Source organism: Gordonia alkanivorans (genome assembly GCF_004011905.1).
Classification (GTDB): Bacteria; Actinomycetota; Actinomycetes; order Mycobacteriales; family Mycobacteriaceae; genus Gordonia; species Gordonia alkanivorans.
This window is the reverse complement of sequence record NZ_CP027114.1, coordinates 2238481-2260518: the sequence shown is the minus strand read 5'-3', so window position 1 is coordinate 2260518 and position 22038 is coordinate 2238481. Positions and strand designations below refer to the sequence as shown.

15 protein-coding genes and 1 tRNA gene are annotated in these 22038 nt (G+C 69.0%); 6 read left to right on the top strand and 10 right to left on the bottom strand.

Annotation, left to right across the window (positions count from 1 at the left end; translation table 11 throughout):
• Nucleotides 1–103 precede the first annotated feature (103 nt).
• Nucleotides 104–180: transfer RNA gene (locus C5O27_RS10060), tRNA-Met, on the bottom strand.
• Nucleotides 181–408: 228 nt separating this feature from the next.
• Here C5O27_RS10060 and C5O27_RS10055 point away from each other — a divergent pair.
• The gene (locus tag C5O27_RS10055; RefSeq protein ID WP_127962621.1) at nt 409–690 is read left to right on the top strand and encodes a hypothetical protein; all 282 of its coding nucleotides are present in this window, start codon (nt 409–411) and stop codon (nt 688–690) included.
• Between the two features lie 83 nt (nt 691–773).
• Here the strand turns inward: C5O27_RS10055 and C5O27_RS10050 are convergent, their stop codons facing one another.
• Entirely contained in the window at nt 774–3764 is a 2991-nt protein-coding gene (locus C5O27_RS10050; RefSeq protein WP_035755158.1) for a UPF0182 family protein, read from the bottom strand.
• 174 nt (nt 3765–3938) lie between these two features.
• Between C5O27_RS10050 and C5O27_RS10045 the strand changes: the two genes are divergently transcribed.
• Nucleotides 3939–4496: a PPA1309 family protein gene (locus C5O27_RS10045; protein WP_127962620.1), complete on the top strand. Its 558-nt coding sequence runs from the start codon at nt 3939–3941 to the stop codon at nt 4494–4496.
• Nucleotides 4497–4520: 24 nt separating this feature from the next.
• Here C5O27_RS10045 and C5O27_RS10040 read toward each other — a convergent pair whose 3' ends face one another.
• A complete protein-coding gene (locus C5O27_RS10040; RefSeq protein WP_075863897.1) occupies nt 4521–5585 on the bottom strand; it encodes a YlbL family protein in 1065 nt (354 codons plus the stop codon).
• Nucleotides 5586–5692: 107 nt separating this feature from the next.
• Here C5O27_RS10040 and C5O27_RS10035 point away from each other — a divergent pair, with 107 nt between their 5' ends.
• The 3 genes from C5O27_RS10035 to C5O27_RS10025 all read left to right on the top strand — a co-directional run bounded on the left by C5O27_RS10035 (nt 5693) and on the right by C5O27_RS10025 (nt 9493).
• Nucleotides 5693–7162 carry a zinc-dependent metalloprotease gene (locus C5O27_RS10035; protein WP_127962619.1) on the top strand — a complete coding sequence of 490 codons (1470 nt, stop codon included), beginning with the start codon at nt 5693–5695 and terminating at the stop codon, nt 7160–7162.
• 87 nt (nt 7163–7249) lie between these two features.
• Nucleotides 7250–8161 (top strand): hypothetical protein, encoded by a 912-nt coding sequence (locus tag C5O27_RS10030; RefSeq protein ID WP_042377333.1) that lies wholly within the window; start codon nt 7250–7252, stop codon nt 8159–8161.
• 15 nt (nt 8162–8176) lie between these two features.
• A complete protein-coding gene (locus tag C5O27_RS10025; RefSeq protein ID WP_035755148.1) occupies nt 8177–9493 on the top strand; it encodes an ABC1 kinase family protein in 1317 nt (438 codons plus the stop codon).
• A 60-nt stretch (nt 9494–9553) separates the two neighbouring features.
• On the opposite strand, the gene C5O27_RS10020 is transcribed toward C5O27_RS10025, so the two are convergent.
• The 3 genes from C5O27_RS10020 to C5O27_RS10010 all read right to left on the bottom strand — a co-directional run bounded on the left by C5O27_RS10020 (nt 9554) and on the right by C5O27_RS10010 (nt 12578).
• A complete protein-coding gene (locus C5O27_RS10020) occupies nt 9554–9844 on the bottom strand; it encodes a WhiB family transcriptional regulator (RefSeq protein WP_006360070.1) in 291 nt (96 codons plus the stop codon).
• Between the two features lie 155 nt (nt 9845–9999).
• On the bottom strand, nt 10000–10320 hold the full coding sequence (locus tag C5O27_RS10015; RefSeq protein WP_006360071.1) for a hypothetical protein: 321 nt from the start codon (nt 10318–10320) through the stop codon (nt 10000–10002).
• 125 nt (nt 10321–10445) lie between these two features.
• Nucleotides 10446–12578 (bottom strand): ATP-dependent DNA helicase UvrD2, encoded by a 2133-nt coding sequence (locus tag C5O27_RS10010; RefSeq protein ID WP_035755206.1) that lies wholly within the window; start codon nt 12576–12578, stop codon nt 10446–10448.
• A 121-nt stretch (nt 12579–12699) separates the two neighbouring features.
• Between C5O27_RS10010 and C5O27_RS10005 the strand changes: the two genes are divergently transcribed.
• Nucleotides 12700–12984, top strand: a complete 285-nt coding sequence (locus tag C5O27_RS10005; RefSeq protein ID WP_006360073.1) for a mycoredoxin — start codon at nt 12700–12702, stop codon at nt 12982–12984.
• Nucleotides 12985–13054: 70 nt separating this feature from the next.
• On the opposite strand, the gene nudC is transcribed toward C5O27_RS10005, so the two are convergent.
• The 4 genes from nudC to C5O27_RS09985 all read right to left on the bottom strand — a co-directional run bounded on the left by nudC (nt 13055) and on the right by C5O27_RS09985 (nt 21973).
• Nucleotides 13055–13975 (bottom strand): NAD(+) diphosphatase, encoded by a 921-nt coding sequence (gene nudC / locus C5O27_RS10000; RefSeq protein ID WP_006360074.1) that lies wholly within the window; start codon nt 13973–13975, stop codon nt 13055–13057.
• A gap of 68 nt (nt 13976–14043) precedes the next feature.
• Nucleotides 14044–15123, bottom strand: coding sequence for a potassium channel family protein (locus C5O27_RS09995; protein ID WP_006360075.1), 1080 nt, complete (start codon nt 15121–15123; stop codon nt 14044–14046).
• 60 nt (nt 15124–15183) lie between these two features.
• Nucleotides 15184–18579, bottom strand: a complete 3396-nt coding sequence (locus C5O27_RS09990) for an ATP-dependent helicase (RefSeq protein WP_127962618.1) — start codon at nt 18577–18579, stop codon at nt 15184–15186.
• Nucleotides 18572–21973, bottom strand: a complete 3402-nt coding sequence (locus C5O27_RS09985) for an ATP-dependent helicase (RefSeq protein WP_127962617.1) — start codon at nt 21971–21973, stop codon at nt 18572–18574. Before C5O27_RS09985 ends, C5O27_RS09990 begins: the two co-directional genes overlap by 8 nt.
• Between the last annotated feature and the right edge of the window lie 65 nt (nt 21974–22038).

Genomic DNA, 22038 nt, shown 5'->3' with positions numbered 1-22038 from the left:
GGAACCACCCGAGTTGTCCGCCCTCCCCAGGCCGGCGAGCCACGAACCTTGGGCACACATGCAAGAACCCCCGCCCGGGCGTCCCGGGCGGGGGTTCTTGTGTTGGTAGCGGGGACAGGATTTGAACCTGCGACCTCTGGGTTATGAGCCCAGCGAGCTACCGAGCTGCTCCACCCCGCGTTGGTGAAGACAACGTTACACACGCGTTTGTCAGCGATGCAAATCGATTCCGCAACCGCCTGTGACCAGCACGAATACCTGTGATGGCGGTCACCGATGGGGGTAAAGGGGAGGTCACTGCGCCGCCACGTCCGGCAACAGCAGCGCCGACCGTTGTGAGCTGAGTCACTCTCGGGCGTACACTCGGCGCTACCCGATCCGGGCTGACCCACTACCGAGGAGGGAACCATGTCCGCCCATTTCCATCATGAGAGCCATGGCAACCACCCGATGAGTTTCATCGGCTTCGTACTCGCACTTGGCGGCTTCCTGTCCGCGGCGTTGTGGCTGGTCCACATGGCCGCCGGCAACACGGGCCACGCAGCCCTCTTCGCGCTGGTCATGGTCGCCGCGTTCGGTTGCGCGATCTCGATCTTCTACACCATCGGCCACCGGTATCACCACAGCCCGGTTCTGCCGGACAACACCCCGGACGAGAAAGAGCGCTACGTGCGCAAGTATCGCGGCTAGCGATACCCGGCGCAGCAGCGCTCGGCTTCCTTCTCCCGATCGATGCGCCCCTCACCGGGGCGCATCGATCGGATTCTGTCCGGCTAGTTCTGCTCGGGCAGTGATTCGTACTGCGCGACAGCCTTGTTCAGCTGATCGAGGGCCTGGCCGTAGCCGGCGAAGTCGCCCTTGGTCTGCGCATCGCGCAGCGCACCGAGAGCATCCCCGATCGCCTTCACCGCGGCGTCGCGTTCAGGCGTTCCGCCCTGCGGCGGCGTCGGCAGCTGCGGGTTGGTCGTCCCACCCTGCTGCTCGGACTGGTCCGGCGCGCCCTCGGACTGCTGTTCACCTGGAACCACACCGGCGGCCGGCGTGATCCCGACCTGGCGCAGCGCCTCGGCCGTTGTCGGTGCGTAACCGATCCGGGCCTCACGCTCCTTCGGCTCATAGCGGGTGATCACCCGGAAGAGCCGCGGGAAGGCCTCTTCGCCCTGGGCCTGGGCGTACATCGGGACCACGTAGAGGATTCCGTTGTCGCCGACCGGCAGCGTCAGCAGGTTGCCGAACGTGACCTTCGCCGTGTTCTCGAGTGACTTCAGCGACTCGGCGACTCGACCATCGGTCTTCATCGGGTTGAAGGCCTGCTTCGGTCCCGAACGCTGGCTGTTGCTCGGGAGCTCCTTGACGGTGATCTGCCCGTAGTTCGACGGGTCCGACGAGACGGTGATGTAGGCACCGAGGATCGGCCGGTTGAGTCGGGTGAGCACCGAGGTGAGCTGGAACGATGCCTGCTTGCTCTCCGGATCCGAGGCCACGAAGTAGTACGGTGGCTGATCGAGTCCGCGCTGTTCGGCGTCGGGGCTCGTCGGATCGGAGGGCACCGACCAGAAGTCGTTCGCCTGGAAGAAGGTCCCCGGGGTGTCGACGTGGTAGCGCGTCAGGAGCGCCCGCTGGATCTTGAACAGATCCTCCGGGTACCGGACGTGCTCGCGGAGTGAGGTCTGCTTGTCGAACTCGGCACGCGAGGCGACCGAATCCGGGAAGACCTTCATCCACGTCTTGAGAACCGGGTCCTCGGTGTCGACCTCGTACAGCTGGACGTCACCGGTGTAGGCGTCGACCGTGGCCTTCACCGAGTTGCGGACATACGACACGGTCTTGTTGACCTGCGTGCGTCCGGTCTGTCCGGGATTGAGATCCTGGGCGTCGGCGGTCGCGCTCTGCAGCGACGTCGGCTGCGAGTAAGGGAAGTTGTCGAGGGTGGTGTACCCGTCGACGATCCACTTGATCGAGCCGTCCTCCATGACCGCGGGATAGGTCTTGGAGTCGACGGTCAGCCACGGCGCGACCTGCTTGACGCGGTCCCGCGGGTCGCGGTTGTAGATGATCTTCGACGCCGAGGTGATCTCCCCCGACAGCAGGAAGTTGCGCTCCGCGTACTTGCCCGCATAGAGCAGTCGGCTGAACCAGTTGCTCAGCGGGACGCCCGCCGGGCCCTGGTAGGTGTACTTGGCGTCACCCATGTCGTGCTCGCGGGGTTCGCCGCCCTCGGAACCGACGATCGCATAGTCGGGATCGATCTTGGCGAGCAGCTCACCGAAGTAGATACGCGGCTGCGTCACCTTGATCGGGGCGTCACGCTTGTACGCCTCGGTCTGGTAGTTCGTGGTGTCGCTGACGTAGTAGAACGGGTCGCCACCACCGTCGATGTCGTTCTCGTCGACCGACTCGTTCACCCGGTTCGCCGGCGCGGCGACGAAGCCGTTGCCGTGCGTGTACACGAGATGCTTGTTCAGCCAGTTCTGCTGGTTCTCGAGGTACCGACTCGGGTCGAGTTCACGCACGGCGACCACGAAGTCGCGGAGTTCGCCGTCGATCTTGTAGCGGTCGACCGCGAGCTGGGTCGGGAAGCCGTAGAAGTTCTGCCGCTGCTGCTGCTGGATGAACGTCGGCGAGACCACGTTCGGGTCGAGGATGCGCACGTTCGACAGCGTCGGGATGTCGCTGTTGACGAGCGCGGGGTTCGCCGGCTGGGCCGTCCAGTCCTTCTGCGTGATGACCTTGTCCGGCCCGATGCCGTAGGCCTCCCGCGTGGAGTTGATGGCCCGCTGGATGTACTCGGCCTCCTTCTGGGCAGCGTTCGGCTTCACCGAGAACTGCTCCATGGTCAGCGGCCAGCCCACGCCGATCAGCAGTGCCGAGAACAGCATCAGCACGGTTGCGAGGGCAGGGATACGAAGGTCACGCAGCACGACGGCGGCGAAGAAGGCGACGGCACAGATGATCGCGATCGCCATCAGGATGAGCTTGGACGGCAGCACCGCGTTGATGTCGGTGTAACTGGCGCCCGGGAAGATCTCGGACTTCCGCGAACTCGACAGCAGGTTGTAACGGTCGAGCCAGTACGCCGCCGCCTTGAGCAGCAGGAAGGTCCCGGCCAGGACCGCGAGCTGGATGCGGGCGGCCATGGTGACCGATCCCCCGCCCTGACCGAGTCGGATGCCGCCGAAGATGTAGTGGGTGACCAGGTTGGCCAGGAACGCCACGACGACCACGACGAACAGCAGGTTCAGCACGAACCGATAGAACGGCAGGTCGAAGGCGTAGAAGCCGATGTCGAGGTTGAACTGCGGGTCCTTCTGACCGAACGGGGTCCCGTGCAGGAACATCTGGACCGTGGCCCAGGAACCCTGCGCGACGAGACCGGCGAGTGCGCCGATGATCAGGGCCGGCAGCACCGCGAACCAGCGGACCTTGGTCATGACGGCGGTCCGGTAGCGCGCGAGCGGGTCGTTGGGGCCCGCGGTCGGCACGAAGACCGGCCGTGACCGGTACGCGAGGGCGACCGCGGCGAAGACGATCACGCTGACGACGAGCGTCGTGATCAGGAAGAGGATGACGCGGGTCCAGATGACCGTGCTGAACACGCTCGAATACCCGACGTCGCGGAACCACAGCCAGTCGGTGGCAAGACCGATCAGTCGTGGTCCGATGAGCAAGAGGACCAGCACGGCAACGCCTAGTCCGATGACGATCTTGCTCCTGCGTGACAGTGTCGGCATTCCTGCCGGCCCTCGGACGCCCACCAGACCCACTCTCCAAAGCTCTCAATCCGGACAACGCCCTGCGTGACGAGCAGCCTGGGCGTGGTGCCCACTGTACTGGCACCACCCGGGTGCCGATCACACTCGGGCTTCGGGACAACGATCCGGGGTCGGAACGGGTTCCCCGGGGTCGTGGTACGGGCCTCGTCGGGGCAAGATGGGCGGGTGTCCGACCCCAAAACACCCCCTTCGACGCCCCGCGGTTTCTCCACCGACGACCTCGGGAGCGCGCTGAGCGAGATCCTCGACCACGTCGACGCCGCGGGCTGGGGCCAGGAGCCGTCGGTGTTCGCCCTCGCACCGACCGCGGTCCTGGCGCAGCAGGCACCGGACGTTCTCGGAGACGGCGCCGATTCCGTCCTCACGCCGATCGAGCAGGAGTGCCCCGACCTCGACGCGTTCCTCGCCTCGGCGGTCTGGCCGGAGGCGGTCGCCGGCGCCGCGGTGGCCATCGAGATCGTGGTCGCTCCCCCGGCGCCCGGCGATGACGGCACGCCGCGCTACGTCGTGGACGGAACCGACCCCGCCGCAGGCGATTCGGATGGCGCGTCGGAGCAGGCGCGTCTGGTGGCGGGCGTGCTGCGCGGCGGCCCGGACCTCGCGATCATGCGGCTACGCCATCAGCCCGGCGAGGAGATCGAGACCCTCACGCATCCGCAGCTCGGGACCGAGCTGCGCGCGGCGCTCGCCGGTACCTTCACTCCCGACGACCCCGGGGCCTGAACCGCCGGACCGAGTTCGGCCGACTCAGCAGGTCGGGGCAGGACGACCTTCGCCGACCGCATCCAGCGCCTCGACCGCGCCGTCGAGCGTCTCGACCTTCACCAGTTCGAGGCCGTCGGGACGGTCGGAGACGGCCTCCGCACAGTTGCGGGCCGGGACGAGGAACACCGTGGCACCGGCGTCGTGCGCGGCTCGGGTCTTGTGGGTGATGCCGCCGATCGGCCCGACGTCCCCGTCTGCGGTGATCGTGCCGGTTCCCGCGATGAACTTGCCGTGGGTCAGTTCGCCCGGGCTCAGCTGATCGATGACCGACAGCGCCAGCATCATGCCCGCCGACGGCCCGCCGATGTCGCCGACGGTGTAGGTGACCTTCAGCGACGGGTCGGCATTGGCGACCTCGGCCGCGACCCCGAGGAATCCGGCCTTCGCGTCGTCGGGATGCGCGGTGAGCGTGACGCTCACCGTCTGCGGCGTGCCCTGTCGCACGATCTCCAGCGGCAGCACCGTGCCCGGCGGGTTCTTCGAGACGACGTCGCGCAGTTCCTCGCTCGTCTCGACCTCGACGCCCCCGGCCCGGGTGACCACGTCACCGGCCTGCAGGACACCGGCCGACGGGCCCTCGGCGCCCACACCGGCGATCCGCAGGACCGTGGGACGGTCGAGGAAACGCAGCGCCGCGACGGTGGCGTTCTCCTCCGATCCGGTCATCTGCAGGGCGTTCTCCTCCTGCACCTGCTCGGTGGTGCGGTCCGGCGGATACACCTCGTCACGTGGGGTCAGCGCGTACTTCCCGGACAGCCACATGCCCAGTGCGTCGAAGAGTGTGAGCCCGTCGCTGACCGACACCGTCGTCAGGTTGAGGTTGCCGGTGGTCTTGTCGACGGGGGCACCATCGATCTGTACGACCCTGCGTTCGACGACCTTGCCGTCCTGCTCGACCTTCGTCATGCCCAGCGTGTTCAGCGTCGGACCGGGACCGAGCGCGGCGTAGGGCACCTGCACCTGCGTGCCGACGACGAGCAACGCCAGCAACACCAGGGCACTGACCGCAGCGGTGGCGATCCGGCGGAAGCGAGGGCTCGAACTCATTCCGCACACGATAGTGCCCCGACCTCCGGGGACGGTCCCGGCGTCGCTACGCGCACGGCGAACATCCGACGCCGTGAACGCGCCTGTCCGGGCGGTACGGTGGACGTATGAGTGATCTGCCCTTCGGCTTCTCGGCGTCCGGCAACGGCGACGACGACCGCGACAAGAACAGCGGCGACAGGGACAAGCCGGGCGACAACCCCGGCAACCCCTTCGGTGGCGCCAACCCGTTCGGATTCGCAATGGGCGGACAGGGTTCCGGCGGCGGCCAGGGCTTCGGCGACTTCGACCCGTCGAACCTCGACCCGAACATGCTCGGCCAGATGTTCTCCCAACTCGGCAGCATGTTCAGCGGTATGGGCGCCGGGATGGCCGGTGGCGGCGGCGGTCCGGTGAACTATCAGGTCGCCACCAATCTCGCCCGCCAGCAGATCGGTTCGTTCACACCGATCCTGGAGAAGGAGACCTCGGCGTCGGCAGATGCCGTGCGACTGGCCGACGTCTGGCTCGACGACGCGACGACCTTCCCCAGTGGCGTCACCCAGACCGTCGCGTGGACCCCGGTGCAGTGGCTCGAGGAGTCGATGGACACCTGGAAGGGTCTGTGCAACCCGGTCGCCGAGCAGCTCGCGCGCACCTGGCAGGACAACCTCCCCGCCGAGGCCGCGCAGTTCGCCGGCCCGATGCTGGGCATGCTGACGCAGATGAGCGGAATGGCCTTCGGGACGCAGCTCGGCCAGGGTCTCGGTCAGCTCGCCAAGGAGGTGCTCACCTCCACCGACATCGGTCTGCCGCTGGCACCCGAGGGCATCGCGGTCCTGCTCCCCGAGGCGATCGCGAAGTTCGCCGAAGGTCTGGAGCAGCCCGGCCAGGAGATCATCGTCTTCCTCGCCGCGCGCGAGGCCGCGCACGTCCGGCTCTTCACGCACGTCGGCTGGTTGCGTCAGCGCCTGTTGTCGACGGTCGAGGAGTACGCACGCGGGATCAGCATCGACTTCAGCGGGATCACCGACGCCACGGCGAACATCGATCCCACCGAACTGCTGTCGGATCCGTCGAAGCTCGAGGAGCTCATCAGCTCGTCGACGTCGTTCGAGCCGACCACCACGCCCGAGCAGAAGGCCGCGCTCGGCCGCCTCGAGACGCTCCTGGCTCTCGTCGAGGGCTGGGTGGAGCAGGTCGTGACCCGGGCACTCGGCGACCGCATCCCGAGCACCGGCGCACTGACCGAGACCATCCGCCGACGCCGCGCTTCGGGCGGCCCCGCCGAGCAGACCTTCGCGACCCTCGTCGGCCTGGAACTGCGTCCGCGCAAGGTGCGTGAGGCATCAGAGCTGTGGCGCCGGGTCTTCGAGGCCACCGATCTGTCGACCCGCGACGGCGTCTGGGCGCACCCCGACCTGCTGCCCGACTCCGACGATCTGGACAACCCGGCCGCATTCATCGACCGTCTCCTGCACAAGGACACCGAACTCGACGACGCCATCGCGCAGCTCGAGAAGTCTCTCGCCGAACAGGACGACACCGAGTCCGGGGACGACGGGCCGAACGGACAGAGCGGTCAGGCCGGCTCATAACTCCACAGTCGACGCCGTACGCGCCCATGTTGTGGATAACCGGCCCGACCGACCTCGGCGAGGTGTTTTCGCTGGCAGAGTTGCGTCATGTCCATCACGGTCCCGCGCATCCGGCCGGGAACATCGATCCTGGTGCGGCCTGGCAACCGGGTGCATGTGGGGATCGATCCGGCCGGCAGCGTGCTCATCGAGCTCGACGACGCGATCTCGGCGCATTCGGTCGCGGCGATGCTGCGGACGCTGGAACGCCCGTGCACGCCGGAACTACTCATCCGTCGGGCGTCGGCGGCCGGGCTCGCCGACGACGAGATCCGGACGCTCCTAGACGGTCTGACCGCGGCCGGGCGGACGATCACGGGTGGCGAGGCCGACACATCGTCGGCGAGTCCGGATCCGACCGAGTTCCGGATACAGATCCACGGTCAGGGACCTTTGTCGGATCTCTTGGGTGCGTCCTTGCGGGCGCAGGGCCTGCACGTCCAGCGGACGATGCGCCGACGCGCCGACGGCTCGCTCGACACCGTCGACACCAGACTCGTGATCCTCAGCGACTTCCTCGTCCACGACCCACGGGTCGTCTTCGCCCTGACGAGGGCCCGGATTCCGCATCTGCTGGTCCGGGCGCGCGACGGCGTCGGGATCGTCGGCCCTCTCGTCCTGCCGGGACTGTCGAGCTGTCTGATGTGCGCCGATCACCATCGCTCGGACGCCGACCCGGAATGGCCGATGATGGCGGTGCAGCTCATCCGCGCGCCCGGCGATCCCGACCCCGCGATCGTGCGGCCTACCGCCGCGATCGCGCACGGGCAGATCGAACGTCTGGTCACTGCGCTGCGTCGGCCCTCCCCCGCCGCAGCGCGGGGCACGCCGCAGTTGTTGAATCAGGTATTGGAGTTCCGCGATGATCCTGTGCGAGTGGACCGCCGAGAATGGTTACCCCACCCGAGCTGCGATTGTCGTGCGATGCGAGACGAACAGCTCAAGTCGTCTATTGTGTGACGCGGAAAGGATGCTATGACCGACATCACTCGGGGGCAGGGTCGTCGCAACGCGAAGTTGGCTTCTCTCCCCATCGGTATGGCCGGACGTGCGGCGGCGGGGCTCGGCAAGCGCATGGTCGGCAAAGACAAGGACGAGGTCAACCAGGAACTCCTCGAGAAGTCCGCGGAACAGCTGTTCGCGGTCCTCGGTGAGCTCAAGGGCGGCGCCATGAAGGTGGGCCAGGCGCTGTCGATCATGGAAGCCGCGATCCCCGACGAATTCGGTGAACCGTTCCGGGAGGCACTCACCAAGCTCCAGGCGGAAGCACCGCCGATGTCGGCCGACAAGGTCCACAAGGTGCTCGACCAGCAGCTCGGTACCCGCTGGCGTGAGCGCTTCAAGGAGTTCTCCGACGAGCCGGCGGCGTCGGCGTCAATCGGCCAGGTGCACAAGGGTGTGTGGTCCGACGGGCGCGAGGTCGCAGTCAAGGTCCAGTACCCGGGCGCCGACCACGCGCTCAAGGCGGACCTGAAGACGTTGTCGCGCATGTCGGGACTGCTGCAGCGGCTGTCGCCGGGCACCGACGTCAAGGCGATGATGGACGAACTCATCGACCGCACCGAGGCCGAACTCGACTACCTCGGCGAAGCCGAGAACCAGCGGGCCTTCGCCAAGGTGTACGACGGGCATCCGGACTTCCTGATCCCCAAGGTGATCGCGAGCGCACCCAAGGTCGTGGTCTCGGAGTGGGTCGACGGGGTCGCGCTGTCGAAGGTCATCACGACCGGCGACCAGAAGACCCGCGACAACGCGGCCGCGAAGATGGCCGAGTTCGAGGTCAGCTCGCCCTACCGGGTCGGCTTGCTCCACGGCGATCCGCATCCGGGCAACTTCTTCATCGCCGATGACGGCCGGTTCGGCGTCCTCGACTTCGGTGCGGTCGGCCACTACCCCGGCGGACTGCCTCCGGAGACCGGGCCGATCCTGCGACTCGCCCGCGACAAGAAGTACGACGAACTCAAGGAACTGATGGTCGAGGCGGAGTTCATCCGCCCGTCGCATGCGTCGAAGGTCACCAGCGCCGACCTCGAGGCGTACCTGCGGCCGTACGTCGACCCGCTGTACTCCGAGTCGTTCCACTTCACACGCAAGTGGATGCAGCGTGCCGCGGGCAAGGCGACCGACGTGCGCGGCGAGGTCTACAAGACTTCGCGGAACCTCAACGTGCCCAAGCGGTTCGTGATGGTGTTCCGTGTGCTCGGCGGCTGTGTCGGGATCGCCTCGCAGCTCGAGGCGCACGCACCGTACCGCGCCATCATGGAGGAATGGGTGCCCGGTCTGGGCGACTGATCCCCCGACAGAGAACAGCGACGCCGCGAGCAACTGCTCGCGGCGTCGCTGTTCTCTGTCTCAGGCTGCGTTCTTCCGCGGCCGGCCGCGAGGCCGCTTGCGTGCGATCACCGCGCCGCGTTCGAAGATCTCGCCGCCCCACACGCCCCAGGGCTCGGCGCGATCCAGGGCCGCCTGCAAGCACTGGGTCTTCAGCGGGCAGTCGGCACACATGGCCTTGGCACGCTCGAGGTCGCGGGGATTGTCGGCGAACCACAGGTCGGCGTCGGCCACCTGGCAGGGAAGGTCGAGCTGGGCGGTCGCTGCGCGGTCCGCCGAGAGACAGGACTCGAGTACGCAATCGACAGTCATTGGTTTCTCCACATCTGCTCGTTTGGGATTGGTGACCCATGTCCTCGATGTGGCTGCCGGTCCGAGAATCCCTGCCGGGATGATGCTCGGTGACAAAAAAGAGGGCCACGGGTTTCGCCTCTGCGATTCGCCCGTGGCCCGAAGTTCTCGGAGGTCTAACTCCGGAGAATCGGTGTCGGTACGGGGAACCCATGCGGCGCGGGGGCTGCTGCAGCTGTTGCCGGCGGCGCTACGTGCGCTGCTGCCGCCGCGGCGACTGCTGCCGGATGCACTGCCGCTGCGGGCTGTGCGATCGCCGGGAGGGCCGCTGCGTCGGCCGGCGGTGCCGGAATGGTCGCGCGAGTGGCGACCGGACGTGCGCAGACTGCAGGCAGCCAGGAGCGGTTGCGACGGGCGCGCAGAACGACGGCGTGTGCCTGATTCGGCTTGGCCGCAGGCACGGCGATGCCGGCCTGGTTCACGGTGCTTCCGTTCACTGATCCGCTCCTCTCTCTTCTCGATGGCTCCCACATGAGCGATGGGCTCCTGGTGGGCACAAGAGTGTTTCCCACCCGTGTGCTGACGGAGATCAGCCTAAACGGTACGCCAGAAAGCGCACAACCTATTTTTGACCTGCGGTTTTGACGAGATCGAGGAGATCCTCGCCGTACTCGTCGAGTTTCTGCGCCCCGATCCCCGAGATCGACACCAGCGCAGCGGTGTCCGTGGGCCGTTGTTCGGCGATCGCGGTGAGCGTCTTGTCGGAGAAGACCACGAAGGGCGGGACCTTTTTCGCCTGGGCGCGGGCCCGGCGCCACTCCTTGAGTGCGACCAGGAGGTTCTCGTCCAGGTCCGACGGACACCCCGCGCACCGACCGAGCAGCGTCGCCGTCGAATCCATCAACCGCGAGCCGCAGACGCGGCATGTGGGTCCCTTGCGGGGCGTACGTTCTTTCGCGATCTTCGAGGCCGGCGAATCGTCGGGGATGAGATCGGTCAGGAATCGGGACCGACGACGGGCGCGGCCACCCTCGTTGCGGGCGAGGGCCCACGACAGATGTAGGTGCTCGCGGGCACGCGTCACGCCCACGTAGAACAGTCGGCGCTCCTCCTCGACGTCCTCCCACGAACCCTTGATGGCCTGACTGATCGGCAACGATCCGTCGGTCAGCCCCACCAGGAAGACCGCATCCCATTCGAGTCCCTTGGCCGCGTGCAGCGACGACAGGGTGACGCCCTGGACCGTCGGCGGGTGGCGAGCCTCGGACCGGGTCGTGAGTTCTGCGGACAGCTGCGGCAACGTGAGATCGGGGTTCTCGGCGACCATGTCCTCGGTGAGCTGCACCAGCGCCTTCAGCGACTCCCACCGGGCGCGCGCCTGCGCACCCGACGGTTCCTCCTCGGTGAGCCCGAGTTCGCCGAGGACCGCGCGCACGACGTCGATCGTCGTCACACCGGGCTTCACCTCGCGGTTGGCCACCGTCGCGATCTGCCGCATCGCCTGACGCACCTCGGTCCGCGCGAAGAACGCCTCGCCACCGCGCACCTGATACGGGATGCCGGCCTCGGTCAGCGCCTGCTCGTAGTTCTCCGACTGGGCGTTGACGCGGTAGAGGATCGCGATCTCCGACGGCGCGACACCCGCCTTGATGAGGTGCTTGATCTCGATCGCGATCGACGTGGCGGCGGCCGGCTCGTCGTCGTACTCGGCGAACTGCGGCTGCGGACCGGACGGGCGCTGGCCGATGAGACGGAGCCGGGTGCCGGCGATGCGCCCGCGCGCGGCGCCGATCACGCGATTGGCGAGGTCGACGACTTCGGGCGTGGACCGGTAGTCGCGTTCCAGCCGGACGACCGTCGCCTCCGGGAAGCGGCGGCTGAAGTCGAGCAGGTAGTTCGGGGACGCGCCGGTGAACGTGTAGATCGTCTGATTGGCGTCGCCGACGACCGTCAGGTCGTCGCGCTCGCCGAGCCAGGCGTCCAGAAGACCCTGCTGGACGGGCGTCACGTCCTGGTACTCGTCGACGACGAAACACCGGTAACGCGAGCGGAACTCGTCGGCCGCGCCGGGTTCGATGGTCAGGATCTGCGTCATGTAGATGAGCATGTCGTCGAAGTCGAGAAGGCGATCGCCGTCCGGCGAGACCTTGGAGTCCTCGTAATGGCCGTACACCGCGGCGACCTTCTGCGGGGGCGCGGGTGACTCGCGTCCGAGGCGCCCGACCGCCTCGACGTAGTTCTCCGGCGAGATCAGCGTGGCCTTGGCCCATTCGATCTCCGACGACAGGTCGCGCAGGGTGTCGGTCGCGGTGTCGAGTCCGGCGCGGCGCGCGGCGCGCGAGATGAGCGGGAACTTGTTGTCGAGCAGCTCCCACCGGGCATCACCGAAGGCGCGCGGCCAGAAGTAGCGCAGCTGCCGCATCGCCGCGGCATGGAAGGTCTGGGCGGCGACGTTGCCGGTGGCGCCGCCGACGCCGAGGCTCCGCAACCGGGTCCGCATCTCACCCGCCGCGCGGGCGGTGAACGTGACCGCGAGGACCTGGCCGGGATTCACCTGCCCGGTGTCGACGAGGTGGGCGATGCGGCGCGTGATGGTGCGCGTCTTGCCCGTACCCGCGCCGGCCAGCACACATACCGGGCCGCGCGGTGCGAGGACGGCCGCGGACTGCTCCGGGTCGAGTCCCTCGACCGCGCCGGCATCGCGGGAGCGGGCATCGGGGTTCGCGGGGAAGGTCGGGTGGCGCACGGACTCCACTATGTCACCACCCACCGACGCTCTTTCGGACCGGCGATCGGGCTTGTGGGTGACGCGTCCCACGTCGTCGATCGCATGCGCCGGCGGGAACAGCCCGCGCATGCGTGGTGTTATGGCAGTCATGAGCAACGTGATCGACGACGAGGCCGGCGCCCGTAACTCCGACACCGGCGAACTGACCATGTACACCACCTCGTGGTGTGGTTACTGCGCCCGCCTGAAGACCGGACTGAAGGCGAGTGGTATCCCCTGGCAGGAGATCGACATCGAGCTGAACCCGGATGCCGCCGATTTCGTGGGCAGCGTCAACGGCGGCAACCACGTCGTCCCGACCGTGCTCTACGCCGACGGCACGACCGCGACCAATCCCTCGATCGCCGAGGTCAAGAAGAAGCTCGGCGTCTGATCTCGTGACCTGAAACCCGGGCCGGCCCTCGCCGGACCCGGGTTTCTCGTCTCCGGGGTGCGCGGCGTGGTTACCGGGCCGCGGCCCAGGACTCGATCAGCGTGCGTGCGATGGAGATCGATCCGGGCAGCTGCAACCGGGGCGCCTCGCCGTCGGGCCCGGGGTCGGCACGCGTCCACCCGTCCCGCGACAACGCCTCGCGCACCTCGTCGCGATGGAACCACTGCGCATCGCCGATCTCACCGTCGAGAAAGGCGAGTTCGTCGGCGGGATCGCCGATCGCGGCGAAGCCGAGCATCAGCGAGCGAGGGAACGGCCACGGCTGACTGCCCAGGTAGCGCGGTTCGCGAACCACGATGCCGACCTCTTCGTGTACCTCGCGCAGTACACATTGTTCGAGCGACTCCCCCGGTTCGACGAACCCGGCGAGCGTCGAATACCAGCCATCGGGCCAGACGGCCTGGCGTCCCAACAGGATCCGGTCGGCGCCGTCGTGGACCACGGTGATGATGGCAGGATCGGTGCGCGGGAACTCGTCCCGGCCGGACTGGACGCTCCGACGCACCCAACCGCCACGCGCCGGCTGGGTCGCCGACCCGTCGACCGGCGAATGACTTGCCGTCTCATGCCAATTAAGGATTCCCAGCGCAGTGACGAGCAGGCCCGCCTCGTCCGGCGTCAGATATACCGCGCCACGACGCGCGTCGTCGGTGGGTCCGTCGATGTGGTCGACGCGGCGCGCCCACCGGTCGACGCCGTCCACGATGCCGAGGATCACCGCGTCGGCAGGCGGCGCATCGGCGACGGTGGTCGCCGGAACCCAGTGCAGCACACCGGACTCCCCGACCGGGTACCGACCGTTGGAGTCGATGAGCAGTACCTTCGCCTGTGGCCACCCCGCCAGCATCCGCTCGGCGTCGTCGCGGATCTCGTCGGCGCGGTGGAAGCTCGCGCGCGACAGCAGCGGCTGTTGGACCAGTTCGAAGTGCACGTCGGTGTGTCCCTTTTCGGTGGTCGGTGCGGGGTACTCGGTGCGACGCGGCCGGTCGTTTCCGGGGCTCAGTCGTCGCCGGGACTCTTGCGGACGTACAGCAGCCGATCGCCGACCTCGATCTGTTCGACCTCGCTGTCGTCGACGCGGTGCAGCACCCCGTTGCGGACGACGCCGAGCACGATGTCGCGGGTGTGGGCGGGCGAGCCGCCGGTCTCCGTCGGGTCGACCTCGCGTTCGGCGATGGCGTAACCCGCATCGGGAGTGAGGAGATCCTCGATCACCTCGACCACCGACGGGGTCATCGTCGCGATGCCGAGCAGACGCCCGGCCGTCTCCGAGGACACCACCACCGAGTTCGCGCCCGACTGCCGCATGAGGTGGGTGTTCTCCGACTCCCGGATCGACGCCACGATCTTGGCCCGCGGGTTGATCTCGCGTGCGGTGAGAGTCGCCAGGACGGCGGTGTCGTCGCGACTGGTGGCGACCACGATGCTCGCGGCGTGGGCGACACCGGCGAGGCGCAGCACGTCGGACTTGGTGGCGTCGCCCCGGACCGTGACCAGCCCGTTGGAGGCGGCCGACTCCAGCACGGTCGGATCGGAGTCGACGACCACGATCTCGGATGGCTTGATGCCGTCGCCGCGCATGGCGTCGACCGCGGTGCGGCCCTTGGTGCCGTAGCCGATGACGACGGTGTGATTGCGCACGGAATTCCTCCAACGCTGGATCTTGAGCGCCTGCCGGGACCGTTCGGTGAGCACCTCGAGGGTGGTGCCGATCAGCACGATCAGGAACAGCACACGCAGCGGCGTGATGATGATGATGTTGATGAAGCGGGCGAAGGGACTGATCGGCGTGATGTCGCCGTAGCCGGTCGTCGACAGGGTGACCGCCGAGTAGTACAGCGCGTCCAGATAGGACAGCTCGCTGTTCTGCGCGTCCCGATATCCCTCACGATCGAGCCAGACGACCACCGAGGTGAAGAACAGCGCGAGACATGCCCAGAGCACGCGGCGTCCGATCGCGCGGGCGGGGCTCTGCTGCAGCTCGGGGATACGGACGACGCCGACCAGTGCATGGTCGGGCCGGTTGGCCAGTTCGGCGTCTGATCCGAAGCGGCCGCGGAAGCGGTTACGCACTGCCACGCTTGCGCTCCTGGAGTTCGCTCACACGCTGAAATGTAACCCACCCGGCGGCGCGAGGGCTCATTTGGCGAGCTTGGCGGCGAGCGTGGCCTCGTCGGGCAGGTCGTCGGCCTCCAGGGTGTGTCCGTCACGCACGTAGTGGAAGGCTGCGTGCACCTTCTCCACCGGCACACCGGCCAGCTGCGCCCAGGCGATCCGGTAGGCGGCCAGCTGGATGAACAGCGATTCCCGTTTCGCCGGTTCTGGTACGACGCCGGTCTTCCAGTCGACGACCGTCCACGACCCGTCCTTCTCGGCGAAGACCGCGTCGATGCGGCCGCGCACGACGATGCCGCCGATCACGGTCTCGAACGGCACCTCCACCTCCGTGGGGCTGCGGTTGGCCCAGCGCGAGGCGAGGAAAGCGTCGCGGAGCGCGTCGAGATCGGCGTCCGGGCTGGCCGTGGCGTCGGCGGCGCCCGGCAGTTCGTCGATGTCGAGCAGCCGGGTCGCGCCGAACCAGCGTTCCACCCAGGCGTGGAATGCGGTGCCGCGCCGCGCCATCGGGTTGGGCCGAAAAGGTGTGGGTCGGCGGAGCCGACGGGCGAACTCGGCCTCGTCGGCGTCGAGTTCGACGAGCTGGCTGACCGAGAGGTGCGTCGGCAGTGCCACCTCGACGAGTGCCTGGTTGGCCTGATGGTGTTCGGCCAGCAGGGCCGACACCTCCGCCTCCCACGCCGCCACCTCGTCCTCCGGGTCCGGCGGCATCGGCAGCATCTCCGGACCGTTCGAGGCGTCCGGCGCCTCGAACAGCGCGGGCGCCTCGCGGGCGGTGATGGCGTCGAGGACGAGGTCGGCGGCCGCCTGCACCGCGTCGCGCCGGCCGGCGAGTGGATCACGCGGCCACGGCTGCGCCACAACGCGTTCGGCAAGCGGATTGGTCGCATCCTCGGCCGGCGGCGGGGTGCGCACCGCGATCGACAGGCCGGTCGAGTCGACGGCCGGATCGGTGATCGCCTCGTCGATGGCGACCATCAGCTCGTCGAAGAAATCCGAGCCGCCGCGCGGCTTGTCGCCGGTTTCCGACCAGTGGTGGGCGGAGATCAGCAGGTCGTGCCGTGCGCGGGTGAGGGCGACGTAGAGCAGGCGCCGATCCTCCTCGAGGCGTCGTTCGCCGATCGCCGCCTTGTGGTCGGACAGGGCGTCCTCGAGTTGCTTGCGGTCGCCGACGGTGTCGATCTTCAGCAGCGGGAAGCCCTCGGGCGTGCCGTCGGCCGACTCGGCCGGGATCGCGAGGTCGCCGCGCAGGTCGGCGGGCAGCTCGCGCGCGCTGCCCAGCCACGTGGTGTCGGCCTTGGCGCTCGGGAAGATGCCCTTGGCCAGGTGCGGGATCGCCACGACGTCCCATTCCAGCCCCTTGGCCGCGTGCACGGTGAGGATCTGCACGCGCTGTTCGGCGACCTCGATCTTGCCGGGTTCGAGACCTTTCTCGATGGACTCGGCGGCGTCGAGGAACGCCAGCAGCCCAGGCAGATTCGCGCCGGGACGATCGGCGTAGTGGCTGACGTAGTCGGCGAAGGCGTCGAGGTGTTCACGACCGGTGATCGCACCGCGCATGCGCCGGGCCCGGATCTGCGCCTCGACCCCCACGCCGATGGTGTTCTCCACATCGGCGACGAGTTCGGGCAGTGGTTGTCCGATGCGGCGGCGAAGGGATTCGAGCTGCGCGCCGAACGCCCGGATGCGGGCGTATCCCTCCGGGCTGTAGTCGGTCGGATCACCCGGATCGACGACGGCGTCGGCGATTCCGGCGCGATCGACGATCTCGGTGGGCAGCACCGCGTCGAGCGCGGCGTCGAGTTGCTCGCGGCTGGTGACGACGCCACCCGCCTCCGCGTAACTCTCGGCGGCGAGCGTGGTGGCCCGGCGCCACAGGGCGGCAAGGTCTTTGGCCCCCAGGCGCCAGCGGGCGCCGGTGAGGAGCCGCATGACCGCGGTGCCGGCCATCGGGTCGGCCATCACGCGCAGGGTCGCGACGATGTCCTCGATCTCCGGGACGTGCAGCAACCCGCCGATACCGACGACCTCGGTGGGGATGCCGCGGCTCTCCAGCTCCGCAGCCAGCGGAGCCGAATCCTCGTTGCGCCGCACCAGGATCGCCGTGGTCGGCGGTGCCTCACCGGCGGTCTCGGCCGCACGATAGCGCCGCTCGACCTCGTCGGCGATCCAGTTCCGTTCGTCGAGAACGGTCTCGGTGAGGGCGATGGTCGCGGTGCCGTGAGGAGCGTCGGGGCGGGGTCGAAGGATGGAGACCGGGATGCCGCGGCGCCGCAGTTCCTCCGAGATCTGGTTGGCCAGGCGGAGGCCCTGCGCCGCGTTGCGCCAGCTCGTGAGGAGCTCGCGACGTTCGGCGGGCGTGCCGTCGGGGCGGGGGAAGTCCCGGGCGAATCGCGGCAGATTCGCCGCCGACGCGCCGCGCCAGCCGTAGATCGACTGGATCGGGTCACCGACCGCGGTGACGGCGACCGACTCACGCGACGGGTCGTGGCCGCCGAACAGGGTCGACAGCAAGACGCGCTGCGAGTGTCCGGTGTCCTGGTACTCGTCGAGGAGGACCGCGCGGAACGCCGTGCGCTCGGCGGACACGACCTCCGGGTTGGACACGACGAGCTTTGCGGCGAGTGACATCTGGCTGCCGAAGTCGAGTGAGGACTGCGCCCGCATCGTCTCGCCGAGGGCGATGACCATCGGGATCAGTTCGCGCCGTTCGTCGATGACCTCCTTGACCTTCAGCAGCGCCTGCGTCGGCTTGTCGCGCTGCTTGGGTCCTTTCGGCAGGGTGTCGATGAGCTCGTACAGTCGCGACCCCGCCTCGGTGAGATCGTCGATGTCGACGAGATGTTCGGACATCTCGCCGTACAGCTTGAGGACCGACTCGGTGACGCCGGCGGGAACCTTCTTGGTGTTCAGCTCCCCCGGCCACGACGAGACGAGCGAGAAGGCGAGCTGCCACAGTTCGGTCTCGGTGAGCAGCGTCGACGACGGTTCGACGGGCAGCAGCAGACCGTAGTCGGCGATCAGCCGGCCGGCGTAGGCGTGATAGGTGCTGACCTCGGGGTCCGCGCCGCGCAAGCGCGCGGCCAGCGTCCCGTCCGGGTCCCAGGTCCGCAGTGCGGGCGCGCCCGACAACATGGACAGGCGACGCCGGATGCGTGCGCCGAGCTCGCTGGCGGCCTTGCGCGTGAAAGTGAGTCCGAGGATCTCGTCGGGGGCCACGACCTGGTTGGCGACGAGCCACACCACCCGCGAGGCCATCGTCTCGGTCTTGCCCGCACCGGCACCGGCGACGACGAGCATCGGTTCGACCGGCGCCTCGATGACCGCGACCTGTTCCGGGGTCGGGTCGGGAAGGCCGAGCGCCGCGGCCAGCGATTTCGCGCCGATCAGCGTCCGGCCGGTCGTCGGTGCGCTAGTCATCGGTCACCGCCTTTCCGGGGATCTTCGCGGGGCAGCTGGTGGTGAGGTTGCAGTGCACGCAGCCCGGGTTGGGTGTCGCGTGGAAGGTCGGGCCGATGCTCGCCCGCGCGGCCCGGCGCACGACGCCGATCCACTCGTCGAGCATCTCCGGTGTCAGCGGCGACTGGACACGTTCGGCCGCACCGGAATTGCGGTTCGCGGTGGACACGTAGACCAGACGTGCGCCACCCGGCGGGACATCTCCGAACTGCGGCACTCCCCCGTGGGTCAGCGCGACCTGATAGGCCGCCATCTGGGCGTGCTCGTCGGCCTCGGCCTTGGTGATCGCGTTCTTCGACGTCTTGACGTCGACCACCACCGGGCGTCCGGCCGAGTCGGTCTCGAGGCGGTCGACGCGGCCGCGCAGACGCACGTCGGGTGCATCCGCGGAGTCGGGATCACCGGTGGGACCGCCGGGAACGGTTGCGTCGACCGGCAATTCGACACCCACCTCCTCGAGGTCGGCACGAGAGATCCGCAGCCAGTCGCGGAAGTGGCCGAGCATGCTCTCGGCGCGTTCGAGTTCCCGGGCCGAGTACCAGCCCGCACCGGTGTCGACCCGGTCCCAGATCCCGCGCAGCGCCGCGGTCACCTCGGCCGGATCCAGCTGTCCCGCAACGGCCTGCACGAGCGTGTGGACCAGGCTGCCGGTGAGCGCGGGCGTACCGTCACCGTCTCGGCCGCCGTTCCGTTCCAGCACCCAACGCAGCGAACACCGGTTCAACGCCTCGACATTCGACGGCGACAGCACGACGGGTCCGGTGTCCGGCGTCCACAGCGGCGCGTCGGTGCTGGGTTCGGCGAGCCCGAACCAGTCGCGCGGGTGGGCGCCGGGGATGTCGGAGTCGGCGAGTTCGGCGAGCAGGCGGGCGGCGGCCCGGGTCCGGTCATCGGGCTCGTGGGCACCGCCCACGACCACCGAACGCAGGGTCGCGACCAGTGACGGGAGCGACAGCACGCGGTCCACGCCGGGGTCGAGCCGGAGCTCGGCCTGGGGCGCTTCGTCGTCGGGATCGTCGACGAGATCGGCCAGTTCGGTGAGGAAGCGGGACGGCGAGGCGTCGCCGCTGCCGTCCTCCACCGCCGTGACGAGGAGCCTGCTGCGTGCACGCGTGCAGGCGACCAGGAACAGCCGCCGCTCGTCGGCCAGTGCGGTGGCGCCGCGCGCGACGGTGTCGACCGCGCCGGCGTCCATGCCGTCGAGGATGTCGACCAGCGCGCCGGTGGAGAGCACGCCACCCCGGCTGCGTAGCGACGGCCACAGCCCGTCCTGGACCCCGGCGACCGCGACGACCTCCCACTCCCGGCCCACCGCGGCGTGCGCCGACAGAACGGTCACCGATTCGCTTGCCGCCGTGGCGGTTCGGCTGTCACGCGGAATCTGCAGCTGGGAGAGGTAGTGGACGAATCCGGCCGGACCGGCGGCGGGCAGGGTGTCGGCGAAGTTGGCCGCCGCCTCGAACATCGCCATCACGGCATCGAGGTCGCGGTCGGCCTGCTCCCCGGCCGGGCCGCCCCGGACCGCCGACGCCGCCCAGCGTCGTTCCAGACCGGTGGCCTGCCAGGCCGCCCACAGCGTCTCCTCGACGCCGCGGCCGGCATCATGTGCCCGCTGCCCGGCGGCCACGACGTCGAGTACGCGGGCCAGCGGCGCCGCCTCGGTCTCGGTCAGGGCACGGCGGTACCGCGCACCGAGCTCGGGGTCGAGGAGTGCGCGGGTGAGCGAGGTCAGCGAATCCGGTTGAGCCGTCGGGTCGTTCTTCTCGTCGAGGCGTCGGATGCCACGCCGCAGGCGTCGCATCGCGCCGGGATCGGCCGCTCCCACCGGGCCGGACAGCAACGTGAGCGTGTCCTCGGTGGTGAACAGCTCCCGCTGCGGGGTCGCCTCGCTCCGCGTCGACGGGTCCTCGCGGCGGGCGGCGACCACGCGCAGCACCAGCATCAGCGCGATCACCGCACGCTGGCGGTGCAGCGGCAGGTCGCTGGCCGGGGTGGTCACCGGGACACCCGCCGACCGGAACGCGCGCCGCAGCGGAGGCAGGGCGAGGGACACCGACCGGACGATCACGGCCATCTGCGACCACGGGACGCCGTCGAACAGGTGCGCGCGGCGCAGCAGATCGGCGATCGCGGTGGCCTCCTTGGCCGCCGAGCCGTACACGCGCACCGCCGCGACGTCGCGTGGCACGCCGGCGGCGGATTCGGTCTGCACCGGTTGCGGATACGCGTGCGGGCGCGCCCCGGGGAGCCGTGCGGCGATCGCACGTCCCAGGCGCGCGAGATCGGGGTGGGAGCGGAAGTCGTGTTCGAGCACGATGTCGCGCTCGGACCCCGCCTCGGCGAGCCCGTCGGCGAAACGTGGGCTGGCCCCGCGGAATCCGAAGACCGACTGATCGGTGTCGGCCGCGATGATCGTCGAGGTGGTGCCGGTGCCGACCAGCCGGATCAGCTGTGCCGCCTGCGGATCCAGATGCTGCGCGTCGTCGACGAGCAGGTGGCGGATGCGGCGGCGTTCGCCGCTGAGCAGTTCGGGGTCGGTCGCGAAGGCCGACAGCGCCGAACCGATCAGTTCGGCGGCATCGACCGCCGGTGCCGATGCACCGGGCGTCTCGAGTCCGACCGCGCCGCGCAGCAGCATGTTCTGCTCGTACTGGGCGTAGGCACGGGCCGCGGCAGTCCACTCGGGGCGTTTGTGTTCGCGACCCAGCGCCGCGAGTTCTTCCGGGCCGACGCCGCGTTCGGCGGCCCGCATCATCAGGTCGCGCAGGGCCTGCGCGAAGCCGTCGGTGCCGAGTGCCGGCCGTAGATGTGCGGGCCAGTACTCCGCACCGTCCTCGATGTCGCCGGCCAGCAGCTCACGCAGCACGACGTCCTGTTCGGAGCCGGTGATGAGCCGCGGGGGCGGGTTGCCGTGCGCACTCGCCTGGAGGCGCAGGATCGCGAAGGCGTAGGAGTGCACGGTGCGCACGAGGGGTTCGCGGAGCGCTCCGCCCAGCACGCGCCGCCCGGTCGCGTTGGCCGAGAGCACGCGCCGGGTGATCTCCTCGCGCAACGCGACCGCCGCGCGGCGGCTCGAGGCCAGAACCAGGACCGATTCGGGATCGGTCGCGGGATCGAGCAGACGCGCGACGGCCGCGTCGACGATCAGGGCGGTCTTGCCGCTGCCCGGTCCGCCGTGGACCCGGACCGGACGCCACGCCTGCTCCTCCTCGCCGGTCGGGATGCTGTCTGCAGGGTCGATGACCTGCGCGATCGCCGGCGGCCACTCACGGGGACGGTCCGCGGCCTCGGGCGCCGCGACGAGCCGTGCGCGCAGGGCGCTGCGCGACGCCTGGGTGCCAGGTTTCCGACTCATGGGCTCCATCGAATCATGCGGCACCGACGACTCCGGCGGCCCGAGGTGTCGGTGCGGGTGGGTCG

Coding starts and splice junctions, on each gene's coding strand:
- C5O27_RS10055 (WP_127962621.1), top strand. CDS start 409: ATGTCCGCCCATTTCCATCATGAGAGCCATGGCAACCACCCGATGAGT.
- C5O27_RS10040 (WP_075863897.1), bottom strand. CDS start 5,585: ATGAGTTCGAGCCCTCGCTTCCGCCGGATCGCCACCGCTGCGGTCAGT.
- C5O27_RS10035 (WP_127962619.1), top strand. CDS start 5,693: ATGAGTGATCTGCCCTTCGGCTTCTCGGCGTCCGGCAACGGCGACGAC.
- C5O27_RS10030 (WP_042377333.1), top strand. CDS start 7,250: ATGTCCATCACGGTCCCGCGCATCCGGCCGGGAACATCGATCCTGGTG.
- C5O27_RS10025 (WP_035755148.1), top strand. CDS start 8,177: ATGACCGACATCACTCGGGGGCAGGGTCGTCGCAACGCGAAGTTGGCT.
- C5O27_RS10020 (WP_006360070.1), bottom strand. CDS start 9,844: ATGACTGTCGATTGCGTACTCGAGTCCTGTCTCTCGGCGGACCGCGCA.
- C5O27_RS10005 (WP_006360073.1), top strand. CDS start 12,700: ATGAGCAACGTGATCGACGACGAGGCCGGCGCCCGTAACTCCGACACC.
- C5O27_RS09990 (WP_127962618.1), bottom strand. CDS start 18,579: ATGACTAGCGCACCGACGACCGGCCGGACGCTGATCGGCGCGAAATCG.
- C5O27_RS09985 (WP_127962617.1), bottom strand. CDS start 21,973: ATGAGTCGGAAACCTGGCACCCAGGCGTCGCGCAGCGCCCTGCGCGCA.